Annotated in this window: 17 protein-coding genes and 1 tRNA gene; 15 read left to right on the forward strand and 3 right to left on the reverse strand. The window is 64.4% G+C overall.

Annotated features, from left to right (window positions below; all coding sequences use genetic code 11):
* Positions 1-99: 99 nt before the first annotated feature.
* Positions 100-1,713 carry a winged helix-turn-helix domain-containing tetratricopeptide repeat protein gene (locus RXV90_RS19605; RefSeq protein ID WP_316650881.1) on the reverse strand — a complete coding sequence of 538 codons (1,614 nt, stop codon included), beginning with the start codon at positions 1,711-1,713 and terminating at the stop codon, positions 100-102.
* A 75-nt stretch (positions 1,714-1,788) separates the two neighbouring features.
* Between RXV90_RS19605 and RXV90_RS19610 the strand changes: the two genes are divergently transcribed.
* Complete coding sequence (locus tag RXV90_RS19610) at positions 1,789-1,956, forward strand: hypothetical protein (protein WP_316650883.1); 168 nt, start codon at positions 1,789-1,791, stop codon at positions 1,954-1,956.
* A gap of 131 nt (positions 1,957-2,087) precedes the next feature.
* Complete coding sequence (locus tag RXV90_RS19615) at positions 2,088-3,026, forward strand: ketopantoate reductase family protein (protein ID WP_316650885.1); 939 nt, start codon at positions 2,088-2,090, stop codon at positions 3,024-3,026.
* A 24-nt stretch (positions 3,027-3,050) separates the two neighbouring features.
* Here the strand turns inward: RXV90_RS19615 and RXV90_RS19620 are convergent, their stop codons facing one another.
* The gene (locus RXV90_RS19620) at positions 3,051-3,704 is read right to left on the reverse strand and encodes an alpha/beta hydrolase (protein ID WP_316650887.1); all 654 of its coding nucleotides are present in this window, start codon (positions 3,702-3,704) and stop codon (positions 3,051-3,053) included.
* 187 nt (positions 3,705-3,891) lie between these two features.
* On the opposite strand from RXV90_RS19620, the gene iscR reads away from it, so the two are divergent.
* The 11 genes from iscR to RXV90_RS19675 all read left to right on the forward strand — a co-directional run bounded on the left by iscR (position 3,892) and on the right by RXV90_RS19675 (position 13,181).
* The gene (gene iscR / locus RXV90_RS19625; RefSeq protein ID WP_316650889.1) at positions 3,892-4,353 is read left to right on the forward strand and encodes a Fe-S cluster assembly transcriptional regulator IscR; all 462 of its coding nucleotides are present in this window, start codon (positions 3,892-3,894) and stop codon (positions 4,351-4,353) included.
* Positions 4,354-4,528: 175 nt separating this feature from the next.
* Positions 4,529-5,533: a cysteine desulfurase family protein gene (locus RXV90_RS19630; RefSeq protein ID WP_410482389.1), complete on the forward strand. Its 1,005-nt coding sequence runs from the start codon at positions 4,529-4,531 to the stop codon at positions 5,531-5,533.
* Between the two features lie 18 nt (positions 5,534-5,551).
* Positions 5,552-7,072: a Fe-S cluster assembly protein SufB gene (gene sufB / locus RXV90_RS19635; protein WP_316650893.1), complete on the forward strand. Its 1,521-nt coding sequence runs from the start codon at positions 5,552-5,554 to the stop codon at positions 7,070-7,072.
* A gap of 118 nt (positions 7,073-7,190) precedes the next feature.
* Positions 7,191-7,502 carry a heavy metal-binding domain-containing protein gene (locus tag RXV90_RS19640; protein WP_316650895.1) on the forward strand — a complete coding sequence of 104 codons (312 nt, stop codon included), beginning with the start codon at positions 7,191-7,193 and terminating at the stop codon, positions 7,500-7,502.
* Positions 7,502-8,008: a cupin domain-containing protein gene (locus RXV90_RS19645; protein ID WP_316650897.1), complete on the forward strand. Its 507-nt coding sequence runs from the start codon at positions 7,502-7,504 to the stop codon at positions 8,006-8,008. Before RXV90_RS19640 ends, RXV90_RS19645 begins: the two co-directional genes overlap by 1 nt.
* A 154-nt stretch (positions 8,009-8,162) precedes the next feature.
* On the forward strand, positions 8,163-8,729 hold the full coding sequence (locus RXV90_RS19650; protein ID WP_316650898.1) for a hypothetical protein: 567 nt from the start codon (positions 8,163-8,165) through the stop codon (positions 8,727-8,729).
* Between the two features lie 91 nt (positions 8,730-8,820).
* The gene (sufC, locus tag RXV90_RS19655; protein WP_316650900.1) at positions 8,821-9,576 is read left to right on the forward strand and encodes a Fe-S cluster assembly ATPase SufC; all 756 of its coding nucleotides are present in this window, start codon (positions 8,821-8,823) and stop codon (positions 9,574-9,576) included.
* The gene (locus RXV90_RS19660; protein ID WP_316650903.1) at positions 9,576-10,871 is read left to right on the forward strand and encodes a SufB/SufD family protein; all 1,296 of its coding nucleotides are present in this window, start codon (positions 9,576-9,578) and stop codon (positions 10,869-10,871) included. The genes sufC and RXV90_RS19660 overlap by 1 nt, the downstream gene beginning before the upstream one ends.
* Before the next feature lies 1 nt (position 10,872).
* On the forward strand, positions 10,873-11,364 hold the full coding sequence (locus RXV90_RS19665; protein WP_316650905.1) for a YIP1 family protein: 492 nt from the start codon (positions 10,873-10,875) through the stop codon (positions 11,362-11,364).
* Positions 11,361-11,960 carry a YIP1 family protein gene (locus tag RXV90_RS19670; protein WP_316650906.1) on the forward strand — a complete coding sequence of 200 codons (600 nt, stop codon included), beginning with the start codon at positions 11,361-11,363 and terminating at the stop codon, positions 11,958-11,960. Before RXV90_RS19665 ends, RXV90_RS19670 begins: the two co-directional genes overlap by 4 nt.
* Positions 11,961-13,181: a cysteine desulfurase gene (locus RXV90_RS19675; protein WP_316650908.1), complete on the forward strand. Its 1,221-nt coding sequence runs from the start codon at positions 11,961-11,963 to the stop codon at positions 13,179-13,181.
* A 63-nt stretch (positions 13,182-13,244) separates the two neighbouring features.
* Here the strand turns inward: RXV90_RS19675 and RXV90_RS19680 are convergent, their stop codons facing one another.
* Positions 13,245-13,376 carry a hypothetical protein gene (locus RXV90_RS19680; protein ID WP_316650910.1) on the reverse strand — a complete coding sequence of 44 codons (132 nt, stop codon included), beginning with the start codon at positions 13,374-13,376 and terminating at the stop codon, positions 13,245-13,247.
* A 125-nt stretch (positions 13,377-13,501) separates the two neighbouring features.
* Here RXV90_RS19680 and RXV90_RS19685 point away from each other — a divergent pair.
* Positions 13,502-13,578: transfer RNA gene (locus tag RXV90_RS19685), tRNA-Arg, on the forward strand.
* A gap of 830 nt (positions 13,579-14,408) precedes the next feature.
* Complete coding sequence (locus RXV90_RS19690) at positions 14,409-14,897, forward strand: hypothetical protein (protein WP_316650912.1); 489 nt, start codon at positions 14,409-14,411, stop codon at positions 14,895-14,897.
* Positions 14,898-15,199 lie beyond the last annotated feature (302 nt).

Here is a 15,199-nt window from a genome sequence, read left to right on the forward strand (position 1 = left end):
CTGTACACAGCGCGTACACAGAAAATCGTTCCGCCCGCGCATCGAGCGTACGTTAAGGATTGGGGACGGTCCTGTCGGGATTTCGTAACGCCCCACCTGCTAGCGTTCGGGCAAACCCGCCATGCGGAGCCCTTCGAGCCAGAGCTGCTGGTTCGCGTCGGGCACGATCGGGATCATCTTTTCCAGCCGCTCGATCGTCAGGTGCGGCATCCGGGCCAGAAGCTGATCGAGGGCCACGCGCGCTTCGTCCATCCGTCCGAGATGGGCGAGGGCGGAGACCCGCTGGCGGAGCGCCGGGCCGTAATCGGGATCGACCTGAAGCATGCGGTCGGTGTTGTCGATCGCTGCCTCGAATTTCCGCGCGAGGATGAGCGCGATGCCCTTGCCGGACATCCAGAGGGTGCGCGTGGGATCGGCGGGGCTGAGCGCCATGGCCCGGTCGAAGGCCGCGAGCGTGGCGTCGTATTCGCCCTTGCAGCCATGGGCTGTCGCCTTGAAGCCATAGGCCGAGGCGAGGTTCGGATTGATCGCGAGCGCGGCCTCGAGCCGGTCGAAGCATTCGTCATGCCGCCCGCCGAACATCGCCGCGAGCCCCAGAACCGCGATGGCGCCGGCATCATAGGCATCGAGCGTCGCCGCGCGGCGGGCCGCGGCCTCGGCGGCGCGGATTTCCTCGATCGGGTCGGCGCACCAGGCGTTCAGCATCTTGTGGTAGTGGCAGAACGCCTTGGTGGAATGCGCAAGGGCGAGATCGGGGGCGGTTTCGATCACCTGTTCGAGGATGGCGAGCGCGGTGTCGGTATCGTCGCGGGAAAACTTGTCCATGTGCCAGCGCGCGCGCATCACGCGTTCCCAGTCCGAGAGCCGCGCGATGTCCTTCCGGAAGGCCGAGGACATCTCGTGATACTGGGTTTGCGGGGCGATGGCGGTGACGGCCTTTGCCGTGATCTCGTCCTGCACCTCGAAGATATCTGTCAGTTCGCCGTCGTAGCGGTCGGACCAGATGGTGCGGTCGGCGCCCGCGTCGATCAGTTGCACGGCCACGCGGATGCGGTGGCCGACCTGGCGGACGGAGCCTTCGAGGATGTACTTGACGCCGAGGGTCGCGGCGATCTCGCGCGCCGAGACGGCCTGGCCCCGGAAGGCGAAGCTGGAGTTCCGGGCGATGACGGAAAGCTCGTGGAAGCGGGAGAGGGCGTTCAGGATATCTTCCGCGATGCCGTCGGCGAAGAAGGCGAGGTCGGGGCTGTCGCCCATCACCGCGAAGGGCAGGACGGCGATGGAGGGGGTGGTGGCCGCTGTGCCTGCCGGGGCCGGGCTGTCGGTTTCGGGCGTCGCGCCGAAGCGGAAGCCGCGCCCGTGCACGGTTTTGACGAGGCGCTGTTCGGTGCCGTCGTCGCCGAGCGCGCGGCGAAGCGCGTTGACGCGCGAGGACACCGCGCTTTCGGAAACGATGCGGCCCGACCAGACGGTTTCGATGATCTCGTCCTTCGTGACCACCCGGTCGTGGTTGCGGACAAGCAGGGTCAGAAGATCGAAGACCTGGGGTTCCATGGGCACGGGGGCGCCGTTCGCGCGAAGCTCTGCCCCCGCGATATCGAGGGTGAAGCCCTCGAAGCGATAGACCTGTACATCGTGCCCCGCCATGGGGGTACTGAACGCTGTCGTGACGTGCTCTGCAAGCGTCTCAAGGAAATCGTGACGAAATCTCAAGACCGGCTTCAAGCCTTTGGGCCGCGCCCTGGGCAGGGTGGGGGCATCGACGGCAATCAAAGAAGGATCGGCACGATGACACAGGATCACAGAGAGTTCTTCCGGGCGGACGGATCGATCGACATGGAGCGCGCGATGCGCGCCGGTCGGCGGGTGCGGGCCGAGGCGTTCCGCGAGGGGATCGCCGAGGTGAAGCGGGTGTTTGCGGGGGAGCCGCGGGTGCAGCGGCGGATCTACTGGTAGGGGGCTTCGTCGCCCGTTCCGGGCGCAGGCGTGATGCGCCTGGCCCGCTGATGCCCGTGGCAAGGCTTAGCAGGCCAGTCGCGCGTCGCCGGTCAGGCGGCCGATGGAGGTAGGTCTTTGGAGGAAGATCGATGAGGGCAATCATCTACGGGGCCGGCGCATTGGGGTGCTTCTACGGTGCCCGGCTGCAGGAGAGCGGGCACGACGTCACCTACATCGCCAGAGGCGCGCATCTGGAGGCCATGCAGCGAAACGGTCTGCGCATCGAAAGCCGTTTGGGGGATGTCCACATTGAGACAATCGATGCAACCGACGATCCGACCATGGTTCGGCAGGGCGATCTGATCTTTTTCGCGGTCAAGAATTACGATGTCGAGACCGCGATCCCGGCCATGGCCGGGCTGGTGGGCGCGGACACCAGGATCATCACGGTGCAGAACGGCGTCTGGGCCCAGCCGCTTCTGGCAGACAGGTTTGGCCGTGAGCGCGTGCTGCCGGGTGTTGTCGTGCTGCCCGCCGATATCAAGGCGCCGGGCGTGATCCGGACGCCCGCAGAGGTGGAACTGGGTGGCCTGACGTTCGGCCCCTACGGAGGGGGCGTTTCGGAGCATGCCGTGAGGATCCATGACGCCTTTGTGGCCAGCGGTGTGCCCGCGACGCTGACGGAGGATATCTGGCGCGCGTTGTGGGAGAAATTCATCCGGCTTTCGGCCTATTCGGCGATGACGGTGTCGGCGCGCCTGAACATCGGGGCGATCCAGAAGACGGCCGCTGCGCGCGACCTCATGCACTCCCTGGTCGGCGAGACGGCGGCGATTGCCCGGGCGTCACACGGAAGCGTGCCGCCGGACGCGGCGAAGAGCGCGTTCGACTTTCTCATGTCGCTGCCGTCCGACATTCACGCGTCGATGCTGGACGACCTCCTGCGGGGGAAGCGCATCGAGCTTGACTGGTTATCGGGCGAGGTGATCCGGAGGGGCAGGGAGCTGGGCATCCCGACGCCCAGCCATGCATTCGCCCATGCCGTGCTGTCGCCCTATATCGGCGGCCGGCCCGAGGGCGCTTTCTAGAAGCGCCCTTCTGGCCCGGATGCCTCAGCGCGTCGTTTCCGTCAGGCGGCGTTCGACGTAGCCCTGCACGTGGCCGATCATCTCTTCCATATACGGATCTTCGAAGAAGTGGCCGGCGCCCTCGATCTCGGTATGGGTGATCGTGATGCCCTTCTGCTCGTGCAGCTTCTCGACAAGCGTGTGGGTGTCGCGGGGCGGGGCCACGCGATCGGCCGTGCCGTTGATGATGAGGCCCGAGGAGGGGCAGGGGGCGAGGAACGAGAAGTCGTACATGTTGGCCGGCGGCGAGACGGAGATGAACCCCGTGATCTCGGGCCGGCGCATCAGAAGCTGCATGCCGATCCAGGCGCCGAAGGAGAAGCCCGCGACCCAGCAATGCTTGGAGTTCTGGTTCATCGACTGGAGGTAGTCGAGCGCCGAGGCGGCATCCGACAATTCCCCGATGCCCTGATCGTATTCGCCCTGGCTGCGGCCCACGCCGCGGAAGTTGAAGCGCAGAACGGTGAAGCCGATCTGGTGGAAGGCGTAGTGCAGGTTGTACACCACGCGGTTGTTCATCGTGCCGCCGAACTGCGGATGCGGATGCAGGATGATCGCGATCGGTGCGTCCTTGATCTTCTGCGGATGATAGCGGCCTTCGAGGCGCCCTTCGGGCCCCGGAAAAATCACCTCGGGCATTCTCGTCCCATTCCCTTGCCGACCCCGCGCCCGGAGATGTTGACGGTTTTCGTCAGGGTCCTTAGAACTGTTCTAAACAACGCGCGATGACGTCGCCTCGACCGGGCCAGATTGCACCTAAGGCCCCTGTCCAGCCACGTCAATGTCTCAAGGGCCGATTGGCCCTGATCCCGGGAGGTCTTGGCCCATGAAACTGAGCACGAAGGGCCGCTATGCGATGGTCGCGCTTGCGGATCTGGCGAGCGCGCCCGAAGGGACGCTGGTGTCGCTTTCGGAACTGAGCAAGCGGCAGAACATCTCGCTGCCCTATCTCGAACAGCTTTTCGTGAAGCTGCGGCGGGCGGGGCTTGTGGAAAGCGTGCGGGGGCCCGGCGGCGGCTATGCGCTGGCGCGGGCGGCCTCGGACATCCGGGTGAGCGAGATCCTGGGCGCGGTGGACGAGACGGTGAGCGCGATGGAAACCGGCGCGGGGGCATCCGGCGCGGCCTCGGGAACGCGGGCGCAGAGCCTGACGAACCGGCTGTGGGAGGGGCTGTCGGCCCATGTCTATGTCTTCCTGCACCAGACGCGGCTGTCGGATGTGGTGGGCAATACGCTGGCACCCTGTCCGGCGGTGCCCGCACTTCTGACCGTGGTGGACGACGGATGACGATCGAGCGCCTGCGGCGGGTTTCCTTTCGTGGATCGGGGGCGCTGCCCCCGAACCCCCGGAGTATTTGTGCCAAAATGAAGGGGCGGGCCGGGATAGAGGGTGCGGCGTGAGCGGTCGGGTCTACCTCGACTGGAACGCGACCGCGCCGTTGCGGGCGGAGGCGCGCGACGCGATGGTTGCGGCCTTCGATCTGGTGGGCAACCCGTCTTCGGTGCATGCCGAGGGGCGGGCGGCGAAGGGGCTCGTGGAGCGGGCGCGGGCGCAGGTGGCGGCGGCGGTGGGCTGCAAGCCTGTCGAAGTGATCTTCACCTCCGGCGCGACCGAGGCAGCGGGGGTGCTGGCGCATGTCGCTCCTCATGGCGCGGTGTGTGTCGACGAGACGGCCCATGATGCGCTTTGGGCGCAGTTCGACCTGACCCATGTGGAGACGGGGCACAACGTGCTGGCGATGGGGGTGGCGAATTCCGAGACCGGCGTGATCGGGGAGGTGCCGGAGCGGGGGGCGGCGGGATACCCCTACGGCGCCTATCATGCGCAGAGCCTGCTTCTGGACGCGACCCAGGCAGTGGGGCGGATCCCGTGGTCGTTCGCCTGGTCGGGGGCGGATATGGCGATTTTAAGCGCCCACAAGCTGGGCGGACCGAAGGGGGTGGGGGCGCTGATCCTGCGCGATGGCCTTGATATCGAACCGCTTCTCAGGGGCGGCGGGCAGGAAATGGGCCGCCGGTCGGGGACCGAGAACGTGGCCGGGATCGCGGGGTTCGGGGCCGCGGCGGAGGCCGCGATGGCCGATCTGGAGGCCGGAGCCTGGGCGCGCGTCGAGAAACTTAGAAATATTCTAGAAATAACTCTGGCCGATACGGCAAAAGAGACTATTTTTGTCGGGAAAGATCGGAATCGGCTTCCGAACACCTCCTGCTTCGCGACGCCCGGCTGGAAGGGCGAGACGCAGGTGATGGCGATGGACCTTGCGGGGTTCGCGATTTCCGCGGGCTCGGCCTGTTCGAGCGGCAAGGTGCGCGAAAGCCGGGTTCTGCGGGCGATGGGATATGCGGAGGATGTGGCGAAGAGCGCCGTTCGCGTCTCTCTCGGCCCCGCGACGACGGAAGACGAGGTTCTGCGCTTTTGCGAGGCGTGGGGCCGGGCATACGGGAAGTTCCGCCAGAGGGCGGCGTGAGACAAAGGATGTGACGGGATGAGCGCGCTCGATGTGAACGTCAAGGAAGGCGTCGACCAGGAAACGGTGGATGCCGTCGAAAAGCTTTCCGGCAAGTACAAGTACGGCTGGGAAACCGAGATCGAGATGGAATACGCGCCGAAGGGCGTGACCCCCGATATCGTGCGGCTGATTTCGGAAAAGAACGGCGAGCCGGAGTGGATGACCGAATGGCGGCTGTCGGCGTTCCAGCGCTGGGAGCAGATGGACGAGCCGGAATGGGCGATGGTCGATTACCCGAAGATCGACTACCAGGACCAGTATTACTACGCCCGGCCGAAGAGCATGGAGGCGAAGCCGAAGAGCCTCGACGAGGTGGACCCGAAGCTTCTGGAGACCTATTCGAAGCTGGGCATTCCGCTGAAGGAGCAGATGATCCTCGCGGGCGTCGAGGGGGCGGAAAACGCGCCGGCGGAAGGCCGCAAGGTGGCGGTCGATGCCGTCTTTGACAGCGTGAGCGTGGGCACGACCTTCCAGGAGGAGCTGAAGAAGCACGGGGTGATCTTCTGCTCGATCTCGGAAGCCGTGCGGGAGCATCCGGAGCTTGTGAAGAAATACCTAGGCTCGGTCGTGCCGCCCTCGGACAATTTCTTTGCGACGCTGAATTCCGCGGTCTTCTCCGATGGCTCGTTCGTTTACGTGCCGCCGGGGGTGCGCTGTCCGATGGAGCTTTCAACCTATTTCCGGATCAATGCGGAGAATACCGGCCAGTTCGAGCGGACGCTGATCATCGCCGACAAGGGCTCTTACGTGAGTTACCTCGAAGGCTGCACCGCGCCGATGCGGGACACCCATCAGCTTCATGCCGCCGTCGTGGAACTGGTGGCGCTGGAAGACGCGGAGATCAAGTATTCGACGGTGCAGAACTGGTATCCCGGCGACGAGAACGGCAAGGGTGGGATCTACAACTTCGTGACGAAGCGCGCCGATTGCCGGGGCGACCGGTCGAAGGTGATGTGGACGCAGGTTGAGACGGGATCGGCCGTGACGTGGAAGTATCCCTCCTGCATCCTGCGGGGCGAGGGGAGCCAGGGCGAGTTCTATTCCATCGCGATCACGAACAACCGGCAGCAGGCGGATACCGGCACGAAGATGGTGCATCTGGGGAAGAACACCAAAAGCCGGATCGTGTCGAAAGGGATTTCCGCGGGGCGGGCGCAGAACACCTATCGCGGCCTCGTGTCGATGCACCCGAAGGCGAAGAACAGCCGGAACTATACCCAGTGCGACAGCCTGCTGATCGGCGACAAGTGCGGGGCACATACGGTGCCTTACATCGAGGTGAAGAACAACTCCTCGCGCGTCGAGCATGAGGCGACGACATCGAAGGTCGATGACGACCAGATGTTCTATTGCCGTCAGCGGGGCATGGACGAGGAAGAGGCCGTGGCGCTGATCGTCAACGGTTTCGCCAAGGAAGTGCTTCAGGCGCTGCCGATGGAGTTCGCCATGGAGGCGCAGCAGCTGGTGGCGATTTCGCTGGAAGGGTCGGTGGGGTGACCTGCTGAGCCTTCCTGCAAGGCGTTTACGGGCCGGCTTTTCGCTTTGATCCGCCGGCCCCTGGTTCCTCGACAAATCTGCGGGATGTGAGCCGATGACCCCCTGGGGAGAGAGTAAGATGATCGTGACGACGACGCCCTCGATCGAGGGCAAGAGCATCACCGGCTATCACGGGGTCGTAGTGGGCGAGGCCATTCTGGGGGCGAATGTGTTCCGGGATCTGTTCGCCTCGATCACCGATATCGTGGGCGGCCGGTCGGGGGCCTATGAGCAGGAGCTTGGGAAGGCGCGGGACATCGCGCTGCGCGAGCTTCAGGAGCGGGCCATGGCGCAGGGGGCGAATGCCGTTGTGGGCGTCGACCTCGATTACGAGGTGATCAACAACATGCTGATGGTCTCGGCCAGCGGCACGGCGGTGACGGTGGCGTGATGGCGGGGCCCGTCGTTCATATCGACGACCTGCGCCGGTTTCCGACGGCGCCCGAGGGCGGCAGCGGCCGCTTCGGGGTGGAGGTGTCGCCGGTGGGCGAGGCGCTGGGGCTGACGGGCCTCGGGATCATGGTGATGACGGTTGAGCCGGGCAAGCGGGCGTTTCCGTTTCACAACCACCTTGGGAATGACGAGGCCTTCGTGATCCTCGAAGGTGAGGGTACCTACCGGTTTGGCGAGAGCGAACATGCGGTGCGGGCCGGATCGATCTGTGCCGCGCCGAAGGGCGGGCCGGACACCGCGCATCAGCTGATCAATACCGGGAGCGGCCCCTTGCGCTATATCGGGCTGTCGACGACGCAGGACCCGGATGTGGTGGAGTATCCCGACAGCGGGAAATACGCCGCCATCGCGGTGGCCCCCGGAGCCTCGTTCATGGAGGCGCATCTGAAGGTGATCGGGCGGGCCGAGGCCACGCTCGATTACTGGGACGGGGAGGACATTTAGCCAGTGTTACCCGTCATTAACCACGATTTGGCGACATTCGTGAGCCCGGTCACGCAAATCGGACGTCTGTGCGCCCAAAACTCCCCCCGTATGCCACGTTTCCGCCCTCTTTCCGGGGCAAGAAACGGCCAAGCGGAGAGTGTGGAGTTTTCTCATGGCTGTTATGGCGGAAGGACAGAAGCAGAGCTTTCAGGACCGGATCGGGCGCATCGAAAAGGGCGGTGCGAACACGATGGGCACCATCTATATGGGTGCGGTCGAGGCGGATGGGAAAACCATCCAGCCGAAGCGCCGGAAGCGGAAGGGCGGGGGGCTGATCGTCGGCCTTCTGATGCTGCCGCTGGCGATCGTCTTTGGCGGGATCGCGATGCTGGGCGGGCGGATCGGCCTGTTTCAGCTTGCCGCGCAGCCCGACCTGATCGCCGAGGAATATGCCGAAACGATCATGGCCTGGGGCGACCTGGGGATCGGGCTTGTGCTGATGTTCGTCTTCGCGGTCGCGCTGAAGATGGGCAAGGGCATCCGGAAATACGGGCTGGCCGCCGGTTTCATCGCCGTGATGCTGGGCGAGCCGCTTCTGATCCAACAGGCGCCGGAGCTGTTCGTGCCCGCCTTCTCGGAAGAGTATGTGGCCGAGATGATGACGGCCGAGTCGCAGCTCGAGCGGCTGCCGGAGTGGATCGAAAGCGCGAAGGCCTATATCGCGTCAGAGGACGGCTGAGCCGCCTCACCCCAAACACTGAAATCCTGAATTCGGAGGGCCCCGCGCTGCGCGGGCGCCCTCTTTCGTCATGCCTGCAATGAGGACTAAGATGCTGAAGATCGAGAACCTGCACGTATCGCTGGAAGAGGAAGAGAAGGAGATCCTGAAAGGGGTCAACCTCGAGGTGGAGGCCGGGAGCGTTCACGCGATCATGGGCCCCAACGGATCGGGCAAGTCGACGCTGTCCTATGTGCTGTCGGGGCGCGACGGGTACGAGGTGACGGACGGAACGGCGACGCTGGAAGGCGAGGACGTTCTAGAGATGGAGCCCGAGGAGCGGGCGGCGGCCGGGCTGTTCCTGGCGTTCCAGTACCCCGTCGAGATCCCCGGCGTGGGCAACATGACCTTCCTCAGGACCGCGATGAACGCGCAGCGGAAGGCGCGCGGCGAAGACGAGATGAGTGCGGCGGATTTCCTGAAGCTCGTGCGCGAGAAGGCGAAGGATCTGAAGATCGACGCCGATATGCTGAAGCGCCCCGTGAACGTGGGCTTTTCGGGCGGCGAGAAGAAGCGGAACGAGATTTTGCAGATGGCCGTGCTGGAGCCCAAGATGTGCATCCTGGACGAGACGGATTCCGGCCTTGACGTCGATGCGATGAAGCTGGTGGCCGACGGCGTGAACGCGCTGCGCAGCGAAGGCCGGGGCTTCCTGGTTATCACGCATTATCAAAGGCTTCTGGACCATATCAAACCCGATGTCGTGCATATCATGGCGAATGGCCGGATCGTGAAGACGGGCGGGCCCGAGCTTGCGCTCGAGGTTGAGGAGAACGGCTATGCCGATATCCTGAAGGAGGTGGCGTGATGGCGCTTCCGCAAGCGAAGCTTGATGCGACCGAGGCGCGGCTTGACGGGCTGAGCCTTCCGGCCGGCGCGGGCTGGGCCGTGGCGGCGCGGGAAGAGGCGCTGGCGCGGCTCAGGGCCATGGGCCTGCCGGGGCGGCGCGACGAATACTGGCGCTTCACCAACCCCGAGGCGCTGAACCGCCCCGATGCGCCGGAGGCCGCGATCTTCGACGCGGGCGACGAGAGCCCGGTCTTTGGCGGGGTCGACCGGCTGAAGATCGTGTTCGTCGACGGCGTGTTCCGGCCCGATCTGTCGGACCCGCTTGAGATGGCGGGGCTGGAGATCGAGCTTCTGTCGGAGGCGCAGGGGAAAGACATTCACTGGGCCAAGGAGTTCTACGGCGTTCTCGAGGCGCGGGGGCAGGCCCCCGTGGCGCGGCCCTTCGCGGCGCTGAACACCGCGTTCGCGAGCGACGGCATCCTGATCCGGGCGACCGGCAAGGCGGCGCGGCCCGTGGCGTTCATCTACCTGCATGAAGACACAACGTCGGACGCGACGCTGCACCATGTGGTGCGCGTCGAGGAGGGCGCGGAGCTGACCGTGCTGGAGGTTGGCCCTGCGGCGGCGCGGTTCAACAAGTGCATGGAGGTCGACGTGGCCGATACCGGCACGTTCCACCACGTGCGCGCGCAGGGCCGGGATCACGAGCGGCGCGCGATGACCCATATCTTCGCGCGGCTGGGGCGCGAAAGCATCTACAAGAGCTTTACGCTGACCGCGAATGGCGTGCTGACGCGAAACGAGCACGTCGTCGAACTGACCGGCGACGATACCGTGGCCCATGTGGCCGGCGCGTGCCTGGGCGATGGCGGGGCGTTTCACCATGACGACACCGTCTTCATCACCCATGACGCCGTGAATTGCGAAAGCCGGCAGGTGTTCAAGAAGGTGCTGCGGAACGGGGCCACGGGCGTTTTCCAGGGCAAGATCCTGGTGAAGGAAGGCGCGCAGAAGACCGATGGCTACCAGATCAGCCAGTCGCTTCTTCTGGACGAGGATTCGGTGTTCCTGGCGAAGCCCGAGCTTGAGATCTATGCCGACGACGTGGCCTGTTCGCACGGGAGCACCTCTGGCGCGATCGACGAGACGGCGCTGTTCTACCTGCGGTCGCGCGGGATTCCGCACACGGATGCGCAGGACCTGATGGTGCTGGCTTTCGTTTCGGAAGCGATCGACGAGATCGAGGACGAGGCCCTGGCCGAAGACATGCGCACCCGCCTCGAGGGATGGCTGAGCCGGCACAGACACGGCTGATATGAGCGTCACCTGGGACATCCTGCGCACCTACCGCGCGCCGCGGGAGGTGGTGCGCCGCCGCGCCGGCGGCGTGCCGAGCGAGGCGCGTGCGCTGGCCGTTCTGCTGGCGGGGTGCCTTCTGTTGTTCGTGGCGCGGCTGCCGGCGCTGCGGCGGCAGGCCTTCGACGACCCGTCGGTGCCCTTCGAGGGGCTGGTGGCCGGGGCGCTGGTGGGGGTGATGTTCATGGCGCCGCTTCTGTTTTACGTGCTCGCCGCCCTGTCGCATCTGGTGGCGAAGCTCGTTGGCGGGGCGGGCACGTGGTATGGCGCGCGGGTCGCCCTGTTCTGGGCGCTTCTGGCCGCCGCGCCCGCCTTTCTTCTAAGCGGGCTGGTGCAGGGCTTTGTCGGGCAAGGAGTTGCCGTTTCGATCACCGGCACCCTTGCGGGCGCGGTGTTTCTGGTGTTCTGGGTCATGGGACTGATCGAGGTAGAGCGGAGGCAGCCGGCGTGAGCCTGAGCTTTTCCGAATTGATGCGCATGGTGCTGCGCACCCTTCAGAACCCGCGAGAGGGGGCGGCGGAGGTGCTGGCGCTTGGCATCCCGCGGGAGGCGCACTGGCTTCTGGTGGCCGTCGTTGTGGTTCTGTCGTCGCTTCTGACCGAGTTTTTCGCCGTGGTGGCGATGATGGGCAGCCCCGCCTCGGCGATGGGCCAGCCCAGCCTCGTGCTGACGCTGGCGGTGCATCTTGGCAGCATCGTGATGCTGATCGTGCTGGTGCAGGGGATCGGGCGCGCGATGGGCGGCACGGGGCGCGTGGAAGAGACCACGGTGCTGATGTGCTGGCTGCAATTCGTGATGATGGTGGTGAGCGTGGCGCAGACGCTTCTCATCCTTCTGATGCCGCCGATCGCGGCGGTGGTTCTGTTTGCGGGTGTGGGAATTCTTCTGTGGTTGCTCACGCATTTCGTGGCCGTGCTGCACGGGTTTCGCTCGTTGGCGGGGGTGTTCGGGATGATCCTCGGGACGGCCTTTCTGATCGCCGTCGTGCTGACGATCCTGCTGCAGATGGCCGGTGTGGAATTCCCGATGCCCGAGGGGGCTGTTTAGATGTACGATGTTTCTGAAATCCGGGCGGATTTTCCGATCCTCGCGCGCGAGGTGAACGGCAAGCCGCTGGTTTACCTCGACAACGGCGCCTCGGCGCAGAAGCCGCAGGTGGTGATCGATGCCGTGACGCGGGCCTATGCGGAGGAATATTCCAACGTGCACCGGGGCCTGCATTTCCTGTCGAACCTCGCGACCGAGAAATACGAGGCGGTGCGGGGCACGATCGCGCGGTTCCTGAACGCGCCCGACGAGCGCGAGATCGTGATGACGACCGGGACGACGGAGGGCATCAACCTCGTCGCCTATGGCTGGGCTATGCCGCGGATGGAGCCGGGCGACGAGATCATCCTGAGCGTGATGGAGCATCACGCGAATATCGTGCCCTGGCATTTCCTGCGCGAACGCCAGGGGGTTGTTCTGAAATGGGTGGATGTGGATGCCGACGGTTCGCTTGACCCGCAGGCGGTGATCGACGCGATCGGGCCGAAAACCCGGCTTGTCGCGATCACCCAGGTGTCGAACGTGCTTGGCACGAAGGTGGATGTGAAGGCGATCGCGGCGGGCGCCCGGGCGCAGGGCGTGCCGGTTCTGGTCGACGGCAGCCAGGCGGCGGTGCACATGCCCGTCGATCTTCAGGATCTGGGCGTCGATTTCTATGCGATCACCGGGCACAAGCTTTACGGCCCCTCGGGATCGGGCGCGATCTGGATCAGGGACGAGCGGATGGCCGAGATGCGGCCCTTCATGGGCGGCGGCGACATGATCCGCGAGGTGCACAAGGACGCGATCACCTGGGCCGAGCCGCCGATGAAATTCGAGGCCGGGACGCCGGGGATCGTGCAGCAGATCGGGCTGGGCGTGGCGCTTGAGTACATGATGGGCCTCGGGATGGAGAATATCGCGGCCCACGAGGAACGGCTCTGCGCCTATGCGGGGGAGCGGCTGGACGGGCTGAACTGGCTTCAGGTGCAGGGGACGAGCCCCGGCAAGGCGGCGATCTTTTCCTTCACGCTCGACGGGGCGGCCCATGCCCACGACATCTCCACCATCCTCGACAAGAAGGGCGTGGCGGTCAGGGCGGGCCACCATTGCGCGGGGCCCCTGATGGATCACCTCGGGGTATCGGCGACCTGCCGGGCGTCGTTCGGGCTTTACAACACCGAAGCCGAGATCGACGTGCTGGTCGAGGCACTGGAACTGGCGCACGATCTTTTCGCCTGAGGCGATGGTCGGCGGATTGGCCGCGGGCCGGACGCCCGGCCCGCGGCCTTGCCCGTTCCGGCGTCAGGCGCCGTCCGGCGGCGACAGGATGGACTGAACCTTGTCATATGTCCGTTTCATCTCGACGTTGTGCCGGAAATGCGAGAGCGCGAATGCAATACGCTCCCAGTCCTCGCGGGTGAGGGCATCGGTCATGTTTACACCATTTCACTGTTTACGGATGCCCCCGCGGCCGGGATAGGGCATGCAGGTGAAGAACCGGTTGCCCCGGGATTTTCCGTTGCAGGGGGTGGGTGGAGCGGCTATAGCCCTGCGCCAAGGCACCCGTAGCTCAGCTGGATAGAGCGCTGCCCTCCGAAGGCAGAGGTCACAGGTTCGAATCCTGTCGGGTGCGCCAAATAAATCAAAGAGTTAGTATTTTGGGGCAGAGGCTTTAGTAAAAAATTAGTAAATTCCGTTGAGCTTGTTCACTCGAATCTTCCATGCCTGACCGCCGTGGCCGCAAAGGTAGCGTCGAAGACCTGATCCCCGAAAACAGGACTGCATGGGCGCGCGAGATTTGGGCTGACCGCGAAGCGGTCGCCAAACTGCAGTCAGGTGCTTGGATGCTGAGAGAAGCCGCGAAGGCGCTGGGGCTCCCCGAGGAAGAGGTGGACGAGGTTTTGTGTCGGTAGGGCAATGTCCGCTTCGGGGCAATGCTGCCGTTTAGCGCTAGAGCTCTCAATGACTGTTCAGCGGACGATGCTGCCGTTTGCTCCAGCGGGTGCTGGCAGACGCATTCGAACCTGTCTCCGGTGGGACAGTCGCTCTGTCCATTATTCCGCGCTTGCATCGCCATTGTCTGCCGGAATCTTTATCCCATTTCTACCATAGTCCCCAGTCACTCGCGACGCCTATAGGACGTCTCTGGAGCTTCTCGACAACGACTCCGGCGGACCTACGGACTGCCATCTCCTTACCTCGTCAATCTGTCAGGGTGCCGTGCCGCGTGCGGTCAGGGATCGGCTTTGCCGTGTTCGGGCCCAAGGGAGCGGAGCGGAAACTCGGAGACATGACTGGCTTTTGACGATACGGCACAATAGGCTAACATCATGGTGCGTGCCGGTATTTCGAAGTGCATGCGTTCCCGATGAGATGCGAGGGCCTCTTATGATTGTAAACTCCATTCCTCTTGGCCGATCTGTACGGGGCCTAGCCGCAGGCCTTGTTCTTTCCCTGTCCGCGGCTGTGGCGGCACTGGCCGAGGTGCGCGGGATCGATCCGTTCGTGGGCAGCTATTCGGGATCCGCCGAGCTCGTTCTCGCGGATGGCACTACGCAGAAACGCGATTTGAGTGTCGAAATCGCACAGACCTATGCGGGGTTTTCGGTGGCATGGAGCACCATCACAATCCGGCCCGATGGGCGCACGAAGGAACGCTCCTACAAGATCATGTTCGTGCCGAGTAGGGAGGACGGGCTTTTCGCGGCCGCCATGAGGAAGGATCTGTTCGGCCACGACGTGCAGCTAGACCCAATGAAGGGCGAGCCCTTTGTTTGGGGGCAGCTTAGCGGGGATACGCTGACCGTGTATGCGATTTTTGTAGATTTGACAGGTGGTTACGAGATCCAGCAATACGACCGGACGCTGGCAGAGGGCGGGCTGCAGCTTGAGTTCAGCAGTTTCCGGAACGGGGCCGAGCAGAGATCGCTATCGAGCTTTCTGAAGCGGCAATAAGCGCCTCAGGCCACTGCCCCGGGGTGACCACTCCCGGAAAGTGCCCGCCTTCACCTACTTTCGGATGATTTTCCGCATTTCCAGCATTTTACAGAACGAGAAGCCTGTGCCGCCATTGGACGCTGTCGTGCCGGCGCGGCGGATCGCTGGAACACCAATCGCATAGCATGTCGCCTGGAGCGGAAGGTTTAAGGCTGACTGCTAGTGTGCATTTTTTCTGAATGCAGATTTCTAAATCAGATTACATCCTGTTTCGCCGTCGGGGATTTCAGCGTTGAAAAGAGCCAGTTTAGTCGACCAGA

Source organism: Ovoidimarina sediminis (genome assembly GCF_032586175.1).
Taxonomy (GTDB): domain Bacteria; phylum Pseudomonadota; class Alphaproteobacteria; order Rhodobacterales; family Rhodobacteraceae; genus Ovoidimarina; species Ovoidimarina sediminis.

What these genes read in the sequence shown, in the direction of transcription:
- iscR (WP_316650889.1), top strand. Translation starts at nt 3,892, where the DNA reads ATGAAACTGAGCACGAAGGGCCGCTATGCGATGGTCGCGCTTGCGGAT.
- RXV90_RS19630 (WP_410482389.1), top strand. Translation starts at nt 4,529, where the DNA reads ATGGTTGCGGCCTTCGATCTGGTGGGCAACCCGTCTTCGGTGCATGCC.
- RXV90_RS19645 (WP_316650897.1), top strand. Translation starts at nt 7,502, where the DNA reads ATGGCGGGGCCCGTCGTTCATATCGACGACCTGCGCCGGTTTCCGACG.
- RXV90_RS19665 (WP_316650905.1), top strand. Translation starts at nt 10,873, where the DNA reads ATGAGCGTCACCTGGGACATCCTGCGCACCTACCGCGCGCCGCGGGAG.
- RXV90_RS19615 (WP_316650885.1), top strand. Translation starts at nt 2,088, where the DNA reads ATGAGGGCAATCATCTACGGGGCCGGCGCATTGGGGTGCTTCTACGGT.
- RXV90_RS19680 (WP_316650910.1), bottom strand. Translation starts at nt 13,376, where the DNA reads ATGACCGATGCCCTCACCCGCGAGGACTGGGAGCGTATTGCATTCGCG.
- RXV90_RS19660 (WP_316650903.1), top strand. Translation starts at nt 9,576, where the DNA reads ATGGCGCTTCCGCAAGCGAAGCTTGATGCGACCGAGGCGCGGCTTGAC.
- sufB (WP_316650893.1), top strand. Translation starts at nt 5,552, where the DNA reads ATGAGCGCGCTCGATGTGAACGTCAAGGAAGGCGTCGACCAGGAAACG.
- RXV90_RS19675 (WP_316650908.1), top strand. Translation starts at nt 11,961, where the DNA reads ATGTACGATGTTTCTGAAATCCGGGCGGATTTTCCGATCCTCGCGCGC.
- RXV90_RS19650 (WP_316650898.1), top strand. Translation starts at nt 8,163, where the DNA reads ATGGCTGTTATGGCGGAAGGACAGAAGCAGAGCTTTCAGGACCGGATC.
- RXV90_RS19610 (WP_316650883.1), top strand. Translation starts at nt 1,789, where the DNA reads ATGACACAGGATCACAGAGAGTTCTTCCGGGCGGACGGATCGATCGAC.
- RXV90_RS19640 (WP_316650895.1), top strand. Translation starts at nt 7,191, where the DNA reads ATGATCGTGACGACGACGCCCTCGATCGAGGGCAAGAGCATCACCGGC.
- RXV90_RS19620 (WP_316650887.1), bottom strand. Translation starts at nt 3,704, where the DNA reads ATGCCCGAGGTGATTTTTCCGGGGCCCGAAGGGCGCCTCGAAGGCCGC.
- sufC (WP_316650900.1), top strand. Translation starts at nt 8,821, where the DNA reads ATGCTGAAGATCGAGAACCTGCACGTATCGCTGGAAGAGGAAGAGAAG.